The 18763-nt window shown below is 47.3% G+C and carries 24 protein-coding genes; 2 read left to right on the top strand and 22 right to left on the bottom strand.

The genetic code is table 11. From position 1 onward, the window contains the following. Positions 1-52: 52 nt before the first annotated feature. Entirely contained in the window at positions 53-283 is a 231-nt protein-coding gene (locus MKS89_RS18030; RefSeq protein WP_072959845.1) for a hypothetical protein, read from the bottom strand. Between the two features lie 219 nt (positions 284-502). Between MKS89_RS18030 and MKS89_RS18025 the strand changes: the two genes are divergently transcribed. Beyond that, positions 503-805, top strand: a complete 303-nt coding sequence (locus MKS89_RS18025) for a helix-turn-helix domain-containing protein (RefSeq protein WP_072959847.1) — start codon at positions 503-505, stop codon at positions 803-805. Between the two features lie 31 nt (positions 806-836). Here MKS89_RS18025 and MKS89_RS18020 read toward each other — a convergent pair whose 3' ends face one another. The 17 genes from MKS89_RS18020 to MKS89_RS17940 form a co-directional block, all read right to left on the bottom strand. Continuing rightward, positions 837-1034 carry a hypothetical protein gene (locus tag MKS89_RS18020; RefSeq protein WP_072959850.1) on the bottom strand — a complete coding sequence of 66 codons (198 nt, stop codon included), beginning with the start codon at positions 1032-1034 and terminating at the stop codon, positions 837-839. A 1-nt stretch (position 1035) separates the two neighbouring features. Further along, entirely contained in the window at positions 1036-2628 is a 1593-nt protein-coding gene (locus MKS89_RS18015; RefSeq protein WP_072959853.1) for a hypothetical protein, read from the bottom strand. Then, complete coding sequence (locus tag MKS89_RS18010; protein WP_072959856.1) at positions 2625-3170, bottom strand: baseplate complex protein; 546 nt, start codon at positions 3168-3170, stop codon at positions 2625-2627. Before MKS89_RS18010 ends, MKS89_RS18015 begins: the two co-directional genes overlap by 4 nt. Beyond that, complete coding sequence (locus MKS89_RS18005) at positions 3158-4045, bottom strand: hypothetical protein (protein ID WP_072959859.1); 888 nt, start codon at positions 4043-4045, stop codon at positions 3158-3160. The genes MKS89_RS18010 and MKS89_RS18005 overlap by 13 nt, the downstream gene beginning before the upstream one ends. Before the next feature lie 2 nt (positions 4046-4047). Continuing rightward, on the bottom strand, positions 4048-4614 hold the full coding sequence (locus tag MKS89_RS18000) for a hypothetical protein (protein WP_072959861.1): 567 nt from the start codon (positions 4612-4614) through the stop codon (positions 4048-4050). Positions 4615-4624: 10 nt separating this feature from the next. After that, positions 4625-6538: a phage tail-collar fiber domain-containing protein gene (locus MKS89_RS17995; protein WP_072959863.1), complete on the bottom strand. Its 1914-nt coding sequence runs from the start codon at positions 6536-6538 to the stop codon at positions 4625-4627. Positions 6539-6659: 121 nt separating this feature from the next. Continuing rightward, positions 6660-7013, bottom strand: a complete 354-nt coding sequence (locus MKS89_RS17990) for a hypothetical protein (protein ID WP_072959866.1) — start codon at positions 7011-7013, stop codon at positions 6660-6662. 2 nt (positions 7014-7015) lie between these two features. Further along, positions 7016-8761 (bottom strand): phage tail-collar fiber domain-containing protein, encoded by a 1746-nt coding sequence (locus tag MKS89_RS17985; RefSeq protein WP_077316276.1) that lies wholly within the window; start codon positions 8759-8761, stop codon positions 7016-7018. An 8-nt stretch (positions 8762-8769) separates the two neighbouring features. Next, positions 8770-9354, bottom strand: a complete 585-nt coding sequence (locus MKS89_RS17980) for a phage tail protein (protein ID WP_370737047.1) — start codon at positions 9352-9354, stop codon at positions 8770-8772. Beyond that, positions 9332-10537: a baseplate J/gp47 family protein gene (locus MKS89_RS17975; RefSeq protein WP_072959873.1), complete on the bottom strand. Its 1206-nt coding sequence runs from the start codon at positions 10535-10537 to the stop codon at positions 9332-9334. The genes MKS89_RS17980 and MKS89_RS17975 overlap by 23 nt, the downstream gene beginning before the upstream one ends. Then, positions 10534-10866: a DUF2590 family protein gene (locus MKS89_RS17970; protein ID WP_072959876.1), complete on the bottom strand. Its 333-nt coding sequence runs from the start codon at positions 10864-10866 to the stop codon at positions 10534-10536. The genes MKS89_RS17975 and MKS89_RS17970 overlap by 4 nt, the downstream gene beginning before the upstream one ends. After that, entirely contained in the window at positions 10856-13267 is a 2412-nt protein-coding gene (locus MKS89_RS17965) for a phage tail protein (RefSeq protein ID WP_252518348.1), read from the bottom strand. Before MKS89_RS17965 ends, MKS89_RS17970 begins: the two co-directional genes overlap by 11 nt. Before the next feature lie 26 nt (positions 13268-13293). Beyond that, positions 13294-13473, bottom strand: coding sequence for a DUF6890 family protein (locus MKS89_RS17960; RefSeq protein ID WP_021019856.1), 180 nt, complete (start codon positions 13471-13473; stop codon positions 13294-13296). Positions 13474-13481: 8 nt separating this feature from the next. After that, the gene (locus MKS89_RS17955) at positions 13482-13763 is read right to left on the bottom strand and encodes a putative phage tail assembly chaperone (RefSeq protein ID WP_021019857.1); all 282 of its coding nucleotides are present in this window, start codon (positions 13761-13763) and stop codon (positions 13482-13484) included. Between the two features lie 292 nt (positions 13764-14055). Then, positions 14056-14511, bottom strand: coding sequence for a phage protein (locus tag MKS89_RS17950; RefSeq protein ID WP_072959879.1), 456 nt, complete (start codon positions 14509-14511; stop codon positions 14056-14058). Further along, positions 14508-15626: a DUF2586 domain-containing protein gene (locus MKS89_RS17945; protein ID WP_072959881.1), complete on the bottom strand. Its 1119-nt coding sequence runs from the start codon at positions 15624-15626 to the stop codon at positions 14508-14510. The genes MKS89_RS17950 and MKS89_RS17945 overlap by 4 nt, the downstream gene beginning before the upstream one ends. Before the next feature lie 152 nt (positions 15627-15778). Beyond that, positions 15779-16276 (bottom strand): phage tail protein, encoded by a 498-nt coding sequence (locus tag MKS89_RS17940; protein ID WP_072959884.1) that lies wholly within the window; start codon positions 16274-16276, stop codon positions 15779-15781. A gap of 500 nt (positions 16277-16776) precedes the next feature. Here MKS89_RS17940 and MKS89_RS17935 point away from each other — a divergent pair, with 500 nt between their 5' ends. After that, complete coding sequence (locus MKS89_RS17935; protein ID WP_021019862.1) at positions 16777-17028, top strand: Ogr/Delta-like zinc finger protein; 252 nt, start codon at positions 16777-16779, stop codon at positions 17026-17028. A gap of 334 nt (positions 17029-17362) precedes the next feature. Here the strand turns inward: MKS89_RS17935 and lysC are convergent, their stop codons facing one another. Genes lysC through MKS89_RS17915 form a run of 4 tightly spaced genes read right to left on the bottom strand, consistent with a single transcriptional unit; the run spans position 17363 to position 18728 of the window. Beyond that, positions 17363-17572, bottom strand: coding sequence for an Rz1-like lysis system protein LysC (lysC, locus tag MKS89_RS17930; RefSeq protein WP_077316176.1), 210 nt, complete (start codon positions 17570-17572; stop codon positions 17363-17365). Then, positions 17559-17897, bottom strand: coding sequence for a hypothetical protein (locus MKS89_RS17925; RefSeq protein WP_077316175.1), 339 nt, complete (start codon positions 17895-17897; stop codon positions 17559-17561). Before MKS89_RS17925 ends, lysC begins: the two co-directional genes overlap by 14 nt. Continuing rightward, positions 17887-18423: a lysozyme gene (locus MKS89_RS17920; RefSeq protein WP_072959889.1), complete on the bottom strand. Its 537-nt coding sequence runs from the start codon at positions 18421-18423 to the stop codon at positions 17887-17889. Before MKS89_RS17920 ends, MKS89_RS17925 begins: the two co-directional genes overlap by 11 nt. Before the next feature lie 26 nt (positions 18424-18449). After that, complete coding sequence (locus tag MKS89_RS17915; RefSeq protein WP_072959891.1) at positions 18450-18728, bottom strand: hypothetical protein; 279 nt, start codon at positions 18726-18728, stop codon at positions 18450-18452. Positions 18729-18763: the final 35 nt, after the last annotated feature.

The raw sequence follows: 18763 nt of genomic DNA, 5'->3' as shown, positions 1-18763 counted from the left end.
GAGTACCTTATCGACTATTCTAAATCAACGAGATGAAATCACAACCCATTTATCAAACCGATGGATGATATTCTTTTGTCTCAAGTTCAACCTTGTAAACAACCTCTTTGCGCTGACGCGTTTCTTGTGCGATCAACTGATGGGCTTTCTGACTAATTTCATGCATCTTTCTTTGTAATACCGCCACGCCTTTATAATCCATTAATAACATAGAAGATAGTGCCAGCATCGCTAGTTCCGCCTCATCAGCAATATATTCTAACTCTTTGATTTTATTATTCATAATAACCCTATGCCTCGCGTTGAATTTGTATATTTTGCTATAGTGCAATAAATTTTATGAGATCTGCTACCAACAACTTTCAATTAGTCCGAAAAACAAACTGAGCAGAAAAAAAAGTTCAATAGGCGAACTATCTTCCCGTCATGAAATCAGCAATAGAATCAATACCTTTAATGATAATATTGTTAACTATCATATGCGTTGTTTTAAGGATTGATTTTGCATCCCACTGTTATCTTCATTCGGAAAATATTAAAAAATAAAGGACTCTCTTATGCACAGTTGGCAACCCTTTCCGGAATCGACGAGTCCAAAATTAAACGTGTCTTATCCGGACGCCAATCCATGACGCTGGAAATGAGAGATCAAATTATGGTGGTACTCGGCGTTGCTGAGATGGCGCAGGCTGATCATCTCAACAACGCTGAATACCTGACACTCTGGCATCAAATGCCGCCCAATCTCAAACAAGTGGTTCTGTCACTGATGACTACGATCAAGTTTGAAACACAGCGTTCATAACATGCTACCGAAGAATCCGATGCCAAGCGGACTAATTCACTGGCCACTGCCCCGCAGAGCTTCCGCCGGAAACGATCGCCTCGGCGTTTTGGGTGATTTCATCGACAATCGCGTTTGCCAGTGCTGTAGCCAGTTCCTCAGAACGGGCATGTTCACCTTCCGTCACAAATCCTTGCCCTTTCAGTTCCGTTATAATTCGTTTTTTCAGTGATGGTTTACTTAATGCCATTTTATTTTCCTGCTTTAACGGTTGAAGAAAGATCCGAATGTTTCTTGCCGGTAAAGGCACAAATACAGTCACCTTGTACGACGCCTTTCCCGCCATTCATCGTGATCAAATCTGCGGTAAAACGCATATTGGCCGCCGAAGCTTCCCAGTCTTTTTCGATCACTTCCAATCGGTTACCCATAATTTTGAGCTGATCATTCAATTGAATCACGGTATTGCGTAGTTGACCGACGGTTGTGATCCAATCCCCTGCGGTAGCAACATGCAGATTGCCCAGACTGCCAAGCTCCAGATTATCGCCGGCCAGCAATTCAACCGCGCCCAAAGCCTCAATCTGTTTCTTACCCGCGATATTTTCCTGACTATGTTCCCGGATATCCAACTGATGCTGACCGAATCCGCCCTGATAATGTTGTGCCTGATCCTGCATCTGATCCGCTGCTCGTATCATCTGTTGATCGGTTTTATCGGTGATATTTCCGGCAGCGTCAATGCGTCGGCTGACTTCATCGCGCTGTTGTTGCAACTGCTCACCGGGCTCAATCGATGGCAGCATATGATTGAGACCATAAATTCCCCGAATGATCGGCCGATCACTGCGCCCATAAGCAAACGCAATTTCTACCAACATACCTTCAAGCGGGTACGCCAGTAACCCCGATTCGACACCACCCATCGCGATCGGCAACGGAATTGAACGATAAACCGGTACAGAAGAATCGGGCTGAAGATCCGCGTCTAACATCTGCACATCAACCGCATAACGCGGTCGAAATGAATCAGCGATCTTCCCTTGTGGTACCGCATCACGAACCGCTTCAACTCGGCCGAACAACGGTAAATGATATCCTGCCGAGAGTTCAGGAAAGTCATTATAAATCTGCTGTTTCTGTGCTGTGGCTTCACTACTGGCAGGTTGCCAGTAAGCCGTCATCTCATCTTCGATCAGATCCACCCGCGTGATCCGGTGACCATTCATCACTCGGCCGGGTCGCAGCATCGGATACGGCACAAACGTGACACTATTACTCGTCTGACGCGAAGTGAACTCAGCCGGAATCGACATCGGTTTTCCGGCAAAGCGACTATCAGCATAACTACCCACATAAATGTTCTGATCGGTATCCTGACACCAGATACAATCTTCGATTGCAAATGCTTTGGCCAGCTCATCCAAACATTGATAGCCATTTCCCTGATGCACGAAGTTAGGAATGACTTGCCGCATATAGTCGGTATCCGGATATTTAAAATCCAAACCGGTCAGTAAAGCCAGTTGATCAAGCACATCAATCGCTGTCGGATGCTCAAGACTGATCGGCCACCGCTGGCTGAGAATACCGGCATTTTCTTTGACCGTAATCTTGAAGAAGCCATTTTCTGCCGACTGGATTTTATCAATATAACCTTCAAAAAAGATAAATAGGTCATGCTCATAGCCGATATCCAGCCGTACCAGTTCGTAACGTTCCGGGGCATGTTCAGCCTGAATGGTGAAAATGGCCTTGCTACCCAGCGACAATTTCAGACTGATCATCTGTCGGGCGAGAGGCACCTCTTCCCCGGAAATATAGAGCCGTTTTTCCAAATTCATCGGGTCGCCTCCTTATTTTGTTTCAATGACTGTTGAAAACGAGAATCCTGAACTGGTTTGGCTTTAGTCTGTCCTGTTTGTCGCTTATTTTTTTGCAATGACTGCTGCAGACGCGGGTTCTCAGCCGGTTCTGCTTTAGTCTGTTCTTTTTGCCGAGCCTCTTTCTGCTCTGCAACACTGTTCGATTCTTTGAGCTGAAAAGAGACCTTCCAGGCCATCATATTTTCCTGTTGGGTTGCAGAAAAGCGCCCGGAAAATCTGACATTCTTGATTTTAAATGCATTCGCCATTTCTTCGATAATGGTATAAACCATGCGATTGCCTTTGCTATCTTTGGCTGAGCTCATCGTTTGCAAGATTCCCAGCTTGTGAATGTCGTGAAAAGCAATCATCCCGGAGACATTGAGTGTTGCAGCTTTATCGCCCTGTTCCGCTTCTTGCGTGCCAGACGATTGAGCACTCATATCTTTACTCTTCATTTCCCGCTCAAAACTGACGGTAAGATTCTTTAATCCAAATGTATGACCATTTAAGGCGAACATAGTAACTCCTCGAAAAATGGCATCGGAGATACACTGAGTATCAGGCTGGCAACTGCGTACCGATGGTAGTTGGGCGGTGACATCTCCGCTAACTGATGACTTAAGCTTGCCAGCTCACCCGTTAAAGCGACCGACCAGACTTGAGCATCCATGGTTTGTATTGTCTGAAGCGTGTCACTAACCGTTTGTAGTGTGGCTTGACGCTTTTCTGCCAACTGACGGAGCTTGCCAATGATATTGACCCGATCACTGGCCAGCGACTCCAACGTCGCAATGTGCGTTCCAAGCGCAGCATTCATATCGACAAACGGCTTGGTCGACAAAGGCGCTACCGGTTTAAACCGAGGCTGAACAATCGCAGCCGGTTTGCGTAATTTCTCATGTTCTGCGGCCAGTAACGACTCGGTCTGGCGCTGGGCCTGACACCATTCAGGCAGCGGTATCACACTCGTCACACGTTGGAGTTGCTCGGCAAACTGCTTTCTGGTCGGCCCGGTCAGCATCACAACAATCGCGTGGAGCCGCCCTGCGGGCCGGTGTAAATCCGCATAGTCAGTGAGCTTCTCAGCCAAACGCTGAGTCGCAGCGTCTGCATCGAGAACATCACCGGAGTCGCTATCCTCCCCAACCTGAAACTGATACGGCGTCACTGTCAGCACTTGCCCCTGACTGAGTAAATGATCCAGTTCCGAACGCAGGTTCAACAACGCTTGCGCATTGTGACTCAGTGGCAGACGTCCGAAAGCGGCATCACCTTCCAGCGCAGACAAACGCGCTTCGCCATGATCGGCCCCGACCTGGTCGATCACCGATGCCGCCCGGGCTTGAATATCGTTGGCTGAACCGGGCCATGAGAGTGATGATTCTGTCCACATAATCAGCGCTCTTCCGTTGGCCGATGCGGCCGTACATCACCCACCAGCACCGGATTGCCCGCGTCGTCAGTAGTGGTGTAATCACGTAGCGCAATCGCGTAGGTCTTCCAGTCTTTCTCGGTCAGTTGCCGCCTTTTGCTATCGCCGGTCGTGTGATATTTGAGCTGGATATCGACATCAGCCAGTTCGGATTGCACCCATTGATATTCGGATTTAGCAATCTCCTTTTTCTGAGAGATGATATCAATCACCCAATCGCCAATCTCGCTATCCCAATAACCATGCAAAGGCCGAGGCTTAAGTGTCCAGTCTTCTGGAATAGGTCCAAGAGTATTGTGAACTTTCGTCGAATGGTTGGTTGTATGAGTAATTAATGATCCGCGATAATCCTCAATATATTTTGTGCCATTCTTATTTTTGAAAGCAACAACGGCAAATCCAGATTTAGGTTTTCGAGGACAAACCGTAATTGCATTGGTTGGAATATGATATATACCCCCACGCTTTAAAGCCTCTGTTGCAATGGTAGAAACTTCTCTTGTTACTGTGTCAAATTGCCAGTATTTCATCGTGAATCCTCTATATATAAATGGCCATTGGACGAGCGATATTACGAACCCTCAACCGAGCAAAATCTGATGCTGTATTCGCTGTCTCAAGACTTTTTGCCCCAGAAGTGATCACCTTTGCATTTTGATCGTTATTATTAAGGGCTGCATAATTTGCCGAGATAGGATCCGTCGCATTATCAAATTCAAAACCTAAAACTTCTTTGTGTTTTGCCGACCCCAAATTAGGGATCAGAATATTATAGCCATCACCATCTCCCACAAATGCTGATGAATTCTGCCATGAGTTAATACTGCGCCCAGAATCAACGCCCCTCCCTTGATCAAGCACACGCAAAAACTCACCGCGGATCTCACCTGTGTTGATCGTATCTCCGGTCACCAGATGTGGATATGCTTTGGCTAAGCGCCAGTAAACTGAAATAGGTAAGTCAGCATTAATTTCCATAACCGCTTCTTCTGGAGGGGTCGTATCAAGCCAGAAAAAGGGTTGCCCTACTTTTCCGCCATATGGGATCCACCAAAATGGCGCTGACGGATCTGACCACCCATCATGTCGATTTAATGGATCTTCCGGGTCTTTCCCGACACAAGTCATATTCGGGCCTGCGTACATTTGCCAGAATTTTCGCTCACCGATACCAGAATCATAAGTCGTGCATACATCACCAGTTCGATAGACTCGATCTGATTGATATGGGGCGAATTGAGCGTTGAGATTTGTCAGGACAGACGTCCATTTATTCTGCGTCGAATGATAGAAGGCCAATTTCGGATCGCCCGCATTATTTGAAGCAGCAATAATTGTATAGGTTGAGCCGTCGAGTAATTTAATGCCTTGCCATGCAACACCAATTTGACTGTTCAGTGGTAGTTTTGATGAAAATGAAATCAGTCCATGCGGTGCTGAGTCAAAAGCAGAGTTATCAGCAATGTACCCTAATCCATAGGTTGAACCAAAAAATCCATACCGAGACATTACTTTTCTAAATTGTTCAGTTGAAAAAGTGCCCGTTCCTTGGCCGTTCAAAACTTCATTATCAGTTGCCCGAATGACAACCCCTTTGGTTGTCGTCGTCGCATCCGGAAGCTTGTTTTCATCCAGTCCTAAATGCCGTAAATCCGTTACACGACCATCCGTTTCAACTCGGGCAATTTGCGTCACATAGTGCTGAACACCATCAGCAACATAATCGGTCAACGACGTTGTACTGGCTGTAAGTTTCCAGTTACTGGTCCAACGGCTCACGACTCCCCCCTGCCAGCTCACATCGAGGTAGATGCCCGATGCTGGCAGTACATCTGTGATTTCTGTCTGACCATGATTGACACAACGTAATCCGCCCACATAACCGACACCGGGAGAGCACAAATAGTCACTGCCCGAGACTTTGATCTGAAATCCATTGCCAAAAAATGATGCATCGCCAAACAGATCCAAACATGCCAAACGTAAGTCGTCATCCATACCATACAAGCGGGACTGATAGTCGATCTGCCAGCTTTCCGGCGTCACATGAATCTGCGCAATCGCAGCCGCCCCTGAATATTGCTGAACACAAGAGCGAACACTCGACATCTCCGGCTCTTTGGTTTCTGTCATTTTGTGCACGACCAAACCGCATGAATTGGCGGTCTGCTTGTCATGCAAATAAATCGCATTAAACGTAAATGCTTTGACTGTACCAGGAATGACGACTGAATAAATGATTGCATCGTCATTCAGTTTCGCCTGCTGCATAACATCTTGTTGATAGACCCAGTACGACGGATTCGGCAGTCCTAAATGACGATCAATTGGCTGCTCCGAGTCCAAATCGGGTAGATAAGCAAAGATCATTTCATTCATATCCGGGGCTTGCCCGTTGATAATCCGATCTTGCAGGTAACGCTCAAATTCCAAAGGAATCACAACTTGACTCATGATAAAAAACCTTTTTTTGATGGGCTGAACGATGAAAGCATCAAGCTATATTTATAACGCTCTGTTTATAAAGTTGAATTTGCACCGCTCAGCATGGTTAACCGTATTGTGTGCTTTCCGCTCAGCGGGAAGAGAGTCGATTCAACAGCCGTCGCATCGCTCCGGGCTTCGCTTGCGCAGAGTGTGCCTGTTCATCGATGGCAGATGATGACACTTCAGATAGCTCCGACAGCATTGTTGGCGTCGCTTCAGCATCGTCATCTGGCACTTCAGGAATCGCCTCAACGGCCCAGCGATCATACTCTGACAGATAACGGCACTGCTGCGTCGCATTATCGAATTCCGGCAGCGGTGTAAATGTGGCACATTGCGGCTTGATATAGTGATCATAGCCATATTCAATGAAAGCCAAACTGGTGCCGACAAACAAGCCGGTCTCATATGAATAATGATAAGCGGTTATTTTTTGGTTCATGCTTATATCCATCCTCTGAAAATTTTCACCGAAATATTTACCGTATACGGGCGGTTTTCATTCGCAGTCGGTACAACTCGAGAGGCATCAAATCGAAAATGGCTCAAACTCAGAGAATTGCCACCACTTACAGCACTAGCTTTCTCATATTGGTTCGACAAAGAAACAAATGCACCACCATCATAACTAGCGAGATTTCCTAGAAATTGAGCGTGTTGTGCTTGTGTTTCTCCATAAATATTCCGAATTGCATCACCTTGTGTTGCACCATGTGCCACTCCCGATTTCGCACCACGCCGGAAATGTCCCAGATGGAAGTTCGGCAAGGTAAACGTAGTTGAACCATCACCATCACCAAAATAGGCGGCATACTTCATCGGGTCAGCATCTTTGTTCGTCTGATCAATGATCAACTCGGCATCCTGGGCGTATTGCCACAAAATTGCATCTGTGGTCCGTGAGACTTCGCCTCCGTTGGCATTCAACCAACCGGGGCGAGGTGCTGCGATTTGAAAATCAGCAACCATGCCGACAAAACTACGCTGGATATCATTGTCTGTTGTCATTCTCCGCCATGAGCCTGATACCGAATGATATAGAAATACACTGGGGTTATTGTGATTGTCTGCTCCCGCAATGACTGAGTAATAACCATCCGGGTGTTGGATTTTGATCCCCTGATGCTCTTGTTGCGAGCCCGCTGAAAAATGGAGCAAACCGGTCGGAGCCGCATCTAATTGTGCATCTTCCGTAACAACGCCTAAATCCATCGCTGAACCAAATGTACCAAACTGGTCGAATGCCTGCTTCAACTGCTGCGGAGACACCATACCCGAGCCTTGCCCGGCATTGACTTGTGCATCACTCGCTAGCACGACCGCCCCTTTTGCTTGGGTCGTCGCATCGGGAAGATGGTGCTCATCGAGCCCCAGATGGCGGCGATCGGTCACACGTCCGTCTGATTCAATCCACGCAATTTGCGTCACATAGTGCTGAACACCATCAGCAACATAGTCGGTCAACGATGTTGTACTGGCTGTAAGTTTCCAGTTACTGGTCCAACGGCTCACGACGCCCCCCTGCCAGCTCACATCGAGGTAGATACCCGATGCTGGCAGTACATCTGTGATTTCTGTCTGACCCTGATTGACACAGCGTAACCCGGCCACATACCCCGTCCCGGCTTGACAGACATACTGACCATCAACCGACTGAACCAGAAAACCGTCGGCAAAGAATGACGCGTTTCCAAACAGGTCAAAACATGCCAAGCGTAAGTCGTCATCCATACCATATAAACGGGCGTGATAATCGATCTGCCAGCTTTCCGGTGTCACGGTAATCTTCGCAGCTCTTGCAGCACCGGTATATTGCTGCACGCAAGTCCGGACACTCGACATCCCCGGCTCTTTGGTTTCCGCAATTTTATGCACCACCAAGCCACAAGAATTCGCAGTCTGTTTGTCATGCAGGTAGATCGCATTAAAAGTAAACGCTTCAACCTCACTGGGAATCACCACCGAATACGCCACAGCAACGTCGTTCAGTTTCGCCTTCTGCGTTATATCCTGGCGATACACCCAATAACTCGGAGCCGGAAGTCCCAAATGACGATCAATCACCTGTTCCGGGTCTAAATCCGGCAGATAAGCAAAGATCATCTCATTCATATCCGGGGCCAAACCGTTCAACAGTCGCTCTTGCAGATAACCTTCAAATGCCAAAGGAATTGCTACTTGACTCATCATTTCCCCCGTTACAGTGATGCACTATAGAGTGCAAATGTTTGATGAAACCCATTGCCGGCCAGTGTTACCGTGGACGGATAGACAATTTGAAAACGGTAACGGCGACATGTACGGCCGTACTGGCGAATCAATGTCTGGACCAAACGGGTATTCATCGAAATATCACTGTCACTCAACTGAATCAGGCAGACATCCCACTCGGTCGGGTCCTGACGCTCCTTGAAATCGACAATCCCGACGCCTAACCGGGCAAAAATGCGTTTAAACCCAGCAACACTGCCGGCATCTTTGGCATTAATCGCGGCATATTTCACCCGTGACCGGAACAAACTCAACGGCTCTCCGGCAAAACGCTGAATATCGCGATCCCAAGCCAGTAAGTTCAACAAAGACTCATGGCAGGTCAATGCATCGATCTGTTGCAACGGAAACAGCAAGCCCGAGCGAATTTTGTTCAGGAAGGCTTTCACCCCCCGGGTCAGAAAATAAGGTTCTTTCAGCACTTCCGAGGTCGTTTCACCATCTTCCCACCACGGAATTACGATCTCTTCCATTTGAGGTGCATTGCTATCATTCATCTGCCAACTCCCCAACCGTTAAAGATTTCAAACGCGGTTGTGTGTAACCACTGACAATATCTTCCTGGATCTCACCATCAAGCGTGATCCGGACTGACTTCACATTTACCATGTTATTGTGAATCTCTGTCGCCATGCGGGAGATACTAAACCGGCTCTGTGGCGCTGCACGGGTCATTTCGTCATATGCTTCAGTTTCACGAAATGCGGCCCGAATCCGATCCTTCACTTCCTGAAGTATTTCTGCCATCTGTGCGACGGTCAGGTTCTTTGCCAACACCACATCCGCAATCACCTCGTGACGCGTTTCAGGAATCGGTTTACAGGTCAGTACATCCCCGTGACCGTGATGGCCCTGATTCATGATGTAATCATTGAGTGTATCAATGATCGACTGTGGTGTTTCACCCACTTCAACCAAGATCAGCGCTTCGGCCGTCCCCGGCGAGATATCGCCAGTATTGCGGAAGAAAATATTGTCACTGCGAATGCCCGCAACACTGGCAATAATCGACCGGTAAACATCATTAATGTGCCACTCACCAGAGCCGGTAAAGGCATTTTGAAGCCGTAATGCGAGCTCTTCATCCGTCTCTTCATTCGCACCCAACCGGGTAATCCATCCTGCGTCATTCACCACAGCAACAATGCCCGGGACTTCCGTCGGTAAAATATTGAGATAACCGGCAGGCAGGTTATAAGCAACACCGGCTTGTTCAGCTTCAACGGGAACCTGTCCGCTGGCCTGTCCGGTAGGAATCACCGTATCTTCAGTGACCTTAACCCGATACACCACGCCTTCAATTGCAAGTGTCTGTATAAATACACCCCGCTCGACAAGCACTTCGTCATTGGCATTTTCTTTGGTCATCGTTAGATAACCCTGCGTTTTTACGGCTTGCTTCGGTTCAACGTTCAGTTCCCACGCTTTCAGTTCCAGTGCCCAGCGTTCTGCGGTTGCCACGAACATATTCGGCATGACATGCGTCACTAAAAGTGTTCTGGTCATCCATAATGCCGGTTTGATAACCGCAGCCCGAACCCAGCGCCAGAACGGTGACATTTCAGAGTCATTCGCCAGCAAGCTGCCTGCCGCAGACACTTCGGTTTTCAATTGGTCTTCTAATGCCTGCTCACTCAGCGGAACGCCGGATTCCTCTAGGATGGTTAAAAAATCGGCTTGGGGTCTGTTACTCATGTGTTCACCTCTGTATTGATAACGCCCTCACTGTCATATGCCTGAGCAGAGAGCCCGATGGTGCCGGATACATCTCCGGTCACGGTGACTGTGCCCGGAATAATCCGGGGATCTTGTTCCGCAATTTGTTCAATTTGCAGCAGCACATTGGCCCGCAGCACTGGATTTCTCTCAGCCTGAAGTTCTCTGGCTAAGCCAGACTCCATGATGGCGTGCTTGACATCCTGGGCGATACTGTAGGTATCGCTACAGATAGTTGGCTGTTGGCCGGCATCAATATCCCAGCCGCCATCGACCACTTTGATATCGATATACTGTTTATCCGACATTGAGTTCGTCCCATTCTGCTAGTTGATCCGGCGTCAAACCATTCGGTGCGGTGATATAAACGTCACCAAAGCGTTTCACCTCACTCACCTGTTGGCTTTGCGTCGTAGTCATGTTCTGCACCATACCGGCAGGCAAAGTGTTCTGTTTCTGTTTATAGGCGATGACTACATTATTCTCAGACGAGTGTGCAGTTGCTGACTCAGATGTTCGAGTGACCGGCTGGACTTGTTTTCGAATATTTTCTGTCGTACGGGCTTCCGTTAAGACGCGCTTTTCTGATTTAGATGCCCGAGTCACCGGTTGGACTTGTTTCTGAATATTTTCTGTCGTACGGGCTTCCGTTAAGACGCGCTTTTCTGATTTAGATGCCCGAGTCATCGGCTGGACTTGTTTCCGAATATTTTCTGTCGTACGGGCTTCCGTTAATGTGCGCTTCTCTGATTTAGATGCTTGGGTCGCCGGCTGGACTTGTTTCCGAATATTTTCTGTCGTACGGGCTTCCGTTAAGACGCGCTTTTCTGATTTAGATACCCGAGTCACCGGCTGGACTTGTTTCCGAATATTTTCTGTCGTACGGGCTTCCGTTAAGACGCGCTTTTCTGATTTAGATGCCCGAGTCACCGGCTGGACTTGTTTCCGAATATTTTCTGTCGTACGGGCTTCTGTTAATACGTGCTTTTCTGATTTAGATACCTGAGCCACTGGCTGAACTTGTTTCTGAAGCTTCTCCGCCGCACGGGTCTCCGTTGCTCCCCCTTGTTCAGGTTTCTTCGCATCATCGCTTCCGAATGAAAGACCAAGCTTGCCCGCTATCCAAGAGATACCCGAGCCAATTGTTTTAACAATGCCCAACATACCATCGATATAAGTTTTAATACCTTGGGTAATTGAACTAAATGCAGCCGAAAAAGAATCTGCAATCCCAGTAAAGATTTTCGGAATCCCCATCAACACATCCATTGCCGCAGCGGGACCATCAATCAGTAAGGTCCAGAACGCCTGAAGCAACTTAAATACAACCCGAATTGGTGCAAATATCAGGCTGAACGTACTACCAATGACACCAGCAATACCACTAACAACGGAACCAATACCATTAAAGACGGTGGCAAACCCACTGTATATATTCATTAATATACTAGTAACACCACTCCCAGAAAGATAAGATGTAAACTTACCCCATTGCTTTCCGAGCCAGCCAAATAAGTCTCCAATTTGCTGGAAAATCCAAACATTTGAAAAAGCAGCAACCAAGTCATCCCAATATTTGATGATCAGATAAACAGCTGCAATCAACGCAACGATTCCCAATACAATCCAAGTGACAGGGCTTGTCATCACCATCATCGCGGTTGAGACACTCGGAATCAAACGGCCAAAAACAGCCATCACGTTTGACATCGCGCCCATTACCCCTTGAAACGTGGTAATCACAGTTGAAGCCGATCCCATCACACTTTGGAAAATACCGGCAGAATCGGAGACTAATGTGATCGCACTTTGCACCCCACTGATAGTCCCGGAAGCCGACTTCATGACCCCATCAAGGGATGTCATGCCAGCAGCAACCAATTCCGTACCGCCAGAAAGGAAGGGAAACTTTTCACCTAATGCGGTGACTTTGGCTATCCCTTCCCCCATCCCTTGAGACAGGCTATTTTTAACATTGTCGAGCGAAGAAGAGATCGGACCTAAAAACTGTTGTGCTCGCCCGCCCATACCAGACAGTCCTGCTGCTTTTTGCGAAATACTCGTTAATTGCTGATTGACCGATTTCGCAAAGTTCTTGGCACCATTTTTAAATCCGCCGGTAGAAAAAACCGCTCCGACGTTTTTGATCCGACCGATCAGACTTTGGGTTTGTTGTGAAATACCTGCAAATTGTTGTTTTACCGCACTGGCAAACCCCTTGACACCATTCGCCGAAAACGACGTGGTCAGGCGCTTACCAATTTGAATATAATTCTGGGTTCGTTGTGACAAAGCTGCAAATTGCGCCTTGGCAGTATTGGAAAAATCTTTGGCTTTCGTTTTAGCCAGATCAAACGTTTCGACGACATTGTCGATCCCCTGATCGAGACTGTTAGCAAACTTGTTAATGCCTCCTTCTGCATCTTTAAATACTTGGACCAGTTGACTCCCAAGCCCGAGCGAGAGGATCTCGCTCGATGCTGTAGAAACATGCTCAAGAATGCGACCGACGTTTTCCAGAGAGTCGGCACCTCCGACCTCCCAATCCATCGTCAATATCGGTTCAAGTGACGTTCCCATTTCAGTGAACGTCTGTACGACATCTGAGGCACTGGATTTTACCTTGTCAAAATCGCTACTGGCGGTTTGGACAATCTGATTGATCTGGTCAATGACGCCGGTCAAAGGCTGAGTCACCTTATCAATCATATTGATTTCTATTAAGACTGAATCGTTCATCGGTGATTAAATAACCTCGCAACTGCACTCATAACCGCGACTTCCATACGCTCTTTCTCATGTTGATCGAGCCAGAGCGCCCTAGCTAACTCTTGCGGCTCATCCTCTCCGTCAGGAAAGTAATGCCGCCGCAGGGTGAGCGCCTGTTCCAACCCGTTGGTTTCAATGCGCTTCACCCGCTCTGTTAGTTTTTTAGGGTAATTGAAATCCCGCCTTTGGAAGATTCATGAACCAGACCGAAGACTTCCATCACCAGACCGGGAACCGTATTCATCAGTTCAACTAATTCACTCTTCTGCTCGGCATCAACCGTGCGCTCAAGATAAGTTCGTGCCGGTTCAACTTTACTGTCCATCGATACATGGTTGGTATAGTTGTTGGCATCATTCACTGTTGGTCTGAACGTAAAATCAGTCTCACCAATCGTGACGACAACCGGTTGAATTGTAAAAGCTGCTTTAGCCATGTCTTTTTCCCTCTTCATTATGTGCCACAAGGCACCGATAAAAATTACTGTTAAGTTGGGGCCAGCCCATCATTCAGGCCGCAGAAATCCCTCAGGGCTGACCCTGATTCAGTGGTTTCTCGATGATTTTCTCAGCCTCGGTAATTGCAAGCCTGACTGTTAAGGCTGCCCCCTGAGTCGGAATCGCGGTCTAGTCCGCCGGATTAAAAACAGGTTCGATGGTAATTTTCATGTTGGCAAAAATGCCATAGGTTTTCATTCAACCATTTAATTCAATCTGAACCCGTATCAATTAACTGACCAGGTTACGGGTATCCGCTTTAGACAGGTAAGGCACACCATTGATCTTGACAAAGTTCGGACTGGTGACAAAACCTTTCAGTTTGCGAGTCGATTTATCTGCACTTTCTGAATCGATATTGAGTAGATCTGACACCAGGAATTTCACCCCATACAACTCGATTTTGTCTTCATCTTCACCGTTATGGGCATAGAACTGAATATCCTGAAGTTTGATATCACGATAACTGCCAGCTTCTTTGGCGGCTGCATGTACCTTCTGGAACTGTTTCAGATCCATTTCGAGCTCAACATCACAGCTGACTTTACCGTCGGTATAGCCATCGGTGACACCGCGGGTAAAGGCAACGGCTGACTCATCATTGATCGTCGCTGTCGCACTTTTAACATGGACATACACTCCAAATAGTGTCGTATCAAAGCTACGACCGGAAAAACGGGCACTCATGCTTCATCTCCTTGGCTGATATAGATTGCAACAGTAATTTTGACCGGGCATTCATACGGCTGAACAGCCATATAAATTTCAACTTCAGTGCTGTTGACCCATTTGATTTGAATGTCGTCATCTTCCGGTGGATAAATCTCACCCGGATTACCGATCAGTGCCATTTCACGCAGATCCTGCGTCATAAAGAGTTTTGCCTGCGCTTCACTCTGTGGCGTTGAGTTGAATGTCCGATCCGCGATACGGGCAATAGCACGAATGCGAACTTTACGGGCCGCTTTCATTGCCACACGGATATGACGGATATCCTGGAAATCACCACCTTCAACATCGAGTGTGCGACCCGTTGTCCAGTATTGACCATCGTAGTCCGGATACCACATCGGGCAAGCAATGCGATTAGACTCAAGAGTTTTCAAGACCGACAGTGCTAGCGCTTTGCCATCTTTGTCTGTCAGAAAATCCGTTGAACCGACAACACTACCGGTTTTAATCCGTGCCGGAGAATCCGCAATCGACGCATTCACCTGATTCGCCAGACGACCACAGTATTTACCCAATGTCGATCCATCTGCATGCACCGATGGCACAACCGTAATATATTGGCTGGCAACACCGTCAACAATTGCAACCGACTTCGCTAACCAAGCTTCCCAAGTTTCGCCGTTGGTTGCATCGGTATTATCGATTTCCGGCAAACAGCAAATGGCGAAGGTTTCACGGCCAAGTGCATTTTTCAGCTCAGTACGCATGGCAATCGCATCTTCAAGCAAGGTTTTATCCGTTGCAGGGAAATCCAATACGAATGCTTCGAAACTGGCGGTTTCATTGGCTTTACGGACTGCATCTTTCCAGTCATCGGCTTGATCAAGCACCATCACGCCGGCAGTCCATTCGCTGCCACCATTCAACTGCGCAGCCATCACCGTCGCTTGCAGAGACTCACCGGCTGAAGATAATGCCGTTTCCAGATCGGTTGAAGCATCAACAACCGTTAACTCACGCTCCGCACCGGAAACGGTTCCGTATCCGACAAACAGAAAATGATACTCCACCCCGGCAATGGGGCCTTTCATCATGTTTTTAATATTGATAATAACGCTGGGCCACGCCATGTTATCCGCTCCTATTTATAGTGATCATCCGATTGTTCTGCTTGTGTGTCATATCGCTCACTTACAATGCCAAACAACCGCTTGGTGTGATCAAACCCCGACCGGGATTCAATCGCCTTTGGTGTGGGTGAATCAGAAATAATGCGCTGTTATCACCGCCCTGTCTCACGCAAGCCGGTAGTGAAATGACCCAATGTTTCTGCCACCCAGATTTCATATGCATCAATGCGCCACTGCTTACCACGCCAGTAAATTGGCCCCGCAGCATCTTCGGTCACACTGATTGGTTCTTCAAACTCAATGTCGATAATGATCGTCGAATGCGTGTCATCCACGGTTGTCATCTCAATCATTGGACTTGCCAGTTTCGCGCCGCTCTCCCGATCAGAATCATGATCCATCAACCAGGCCCCCACATTGGCAAACAGTACCGCAGGGCTATAGGTGAGATGGGGAAAGTTATTGAACACCAGACGAGCGTGATATCGCATGCTCAGTAACTGGCAACCATTGCCCAGAAACTGACTGTCCAGACTCAGGGAGGTATTCTTCATTTGGGTTGTCAGGTTTTGTACAATCTCATCTCCGACACACGTCGCAATGAATGTTTTAAGTTCTCTGAGCTTGTCGCCCGCTTCATACTGAGCCATGAAACTGTCACCTTAGTGTGGGTTAGCTTTCCCGAAGTTGAATTTTATTAATTTGATAAATAATTCATAAATATCAATTTATTACATAGAAACAACTTCGTTTTATTTCCCCGTTTTGCTGGGTTGAGAGAAGAATACTCGGTCTGAAAAAAAGATGCATCACGTTGAATTCGGCCTGATTCGGATATGGCATAAAACGGAACAGACTGGAATAAATCAGGAGAAAATGAGTGATGAACAGTGCGGTTTCGCCGATATTTTGCCCAACATCATGGTGTGAAAGCGTAAAACTTTTCAGGCAATACCTCAGGGATAAGTTGGCGACCACTGCGGTCTAATTCCTACGAGCCATCACAGCAAAACCCGCTCACGTCAGATAGCATCAGTGTTGCACTGAGTTTGTTCGCATTTAATAGTAAGTTTTTTTACATTTCGCTAGGTGTATACGATGGGTCTTGTTATAATTGTGTCAATTATTCATCAGAGGGAAAGGTATAAATATGAGAGTGTTATGCCCTGAGTGTGGTCAGAAAAGCCGGATCCAAAAATCGAACCGGATAACGAACAGTCATGCTGATTTGTACTGTAGTTGTAGTGATCCTGAGTGTGGTCACACATTCGTCATGAATCTATCTTACAGCCATACTCTAAGCCCTTCGGCCAAAGCCGCCAACCAATTAGTCTGCAATCTAATCAAGTCCCTGCCGCCCGAAAGCAGAGCCAGTCTGCAACAAGAATTGTCCTTAATTTAACCGGTTTCTCTCCCTGTCAGTCAGCCGCTGTTCGTATTTTTCTCTATCGGCTGACTGCGTTTTTTCTCCTTCCTTTCTTCTTCCTCATTGTCTTCCAGACCTGTTCAGGATAAATGTAAGTTATCTTTCATAAAGTCTGGCACGCAGGCTAGATAAGATAAGACTGTTGGCATGACCGCGACACGATCCGATTCAACAATCGCGGATATCAAAAATCTTCCTGCATCATCCTCAAACCGTTCGGCCTTAGGAATCAACAGAAAGATTTTAGCGTGAATATCGGATTGACGTGACTCATCTCAACCATATGACTCAAGACGAGCGGGAAAAGATTTCAAGGTGTGACTTTGGATGCTCGCCATTGCAGATAGTCATCCGCCCGGCCGGCACACTGACTCAACGCTGATTTCAGACGGGGAATATCTTCCGTGACAATCTCCGGCCAAGTGCCGCTGATACTGGGTTTATAACAGGGAACAATCATGCCTTCCGGTGGCAAAATATACTGCGTCTGAATCACCGGCTGTGGTTCAGTATGACTCACGCAACCGTTCAGTAACGGTAATAGGAACAACGCAAGAATGACCCGATATTTCCTGTTGCAGTGTTTGAATCTCATGGCGTAGTTTTTCCTCGTTATCGGCACTGTTTCGGGCTCGTTTGATCAGGAGTTGATTCATCTGTTCCCGCTCCTGAGCAACCTGATCCAGTACATTTTTCTGCATCATAATCTGTACACTGGATTGAGCGACTTGCGCTGTCAGTTTTTCATTCTCAGCAACCAACCCTTTGATTCTGAGCATCACACTGCCAACCCCACACCCAAGCAGTACTAAAATGCCAAGTCTTACATATCCTTTAAAGATCATACATCACCTCAGAATCCGAGGGCGTATGTCCCAATTGCAGCAATGCATCCCTGACTGAAATCTGTCCCAGGCAAAGCTGAGTTTCAATCTCTCTGCGCGTGACGATACCCCGGCAACGATTCTGTGCTACACGGCAGTCTTTGCCATTCATATATACCCAGCGATTAAACTCCTGACACGCCCCTTCAATATCCTGTTGCTTGAGTTTGCGATAGAGTGTTGAGCGGCGCAGCGCATTCGTCCCTAGGTTATAGCTGAAATCGAGGGCGGCAATGTGTACATTGGCCGGCAATTGATAATGCAGGTTCTCGAGTGGCTGATTATGATAATTCAGGGAACTGGCGAGCATCATGGCACACTGTTCATCACTGTAAGACATATCCTGACGAACTCCTGCCGTTTCTCCGAAACAGACCGTCCATACCCCTCCCGGATCTTGGTAAGCCTCATTTCGCTGACCTTCAAATGTGCCGGTGACAGCCACAGCACCAAAAAGCACCGTACCAATCAATCGGTTATATTTCATGCTGACCTCTATCTTTATTTTGATCTTTACCTTTGTGACTGAAACAGAAACAAACGCACCAATGTAATACCAATGCCGATCACGGATAAGGTTGTGCCAATGAGGAAAGCGATATCTGAACCATACCAAACAAAGTTTCCCGCCAGAATGTCATGTAAACTTGAATTCATCATCGACTGATAATTCTCCGCCCCCTGAGCGACACTGACCCCAACTCCCGTACCACTTCCAACAGCAATTGACATCGTTGCTTTTTCAGAAATAACAGCTCCCCCCTGTCCGGTTTTAAAAGAAAAAAGACTCATCGTTACGGTTCTCCAGTCAAGTAGAAAGGACGATT

It is taken from the genome of Vibrio gazogenes (assembly GCF_023920225.1).
Taxonomy (GTDB): Bacteria; Pseudomonadota; Gammaproteobacteria; order Enterobacterales; family Vibrionaceae; genus Vibrio; species Vibrio gazogenes.
This window is presented reverse-complemented; position numbering and strand designations above follow the sequence as displayed.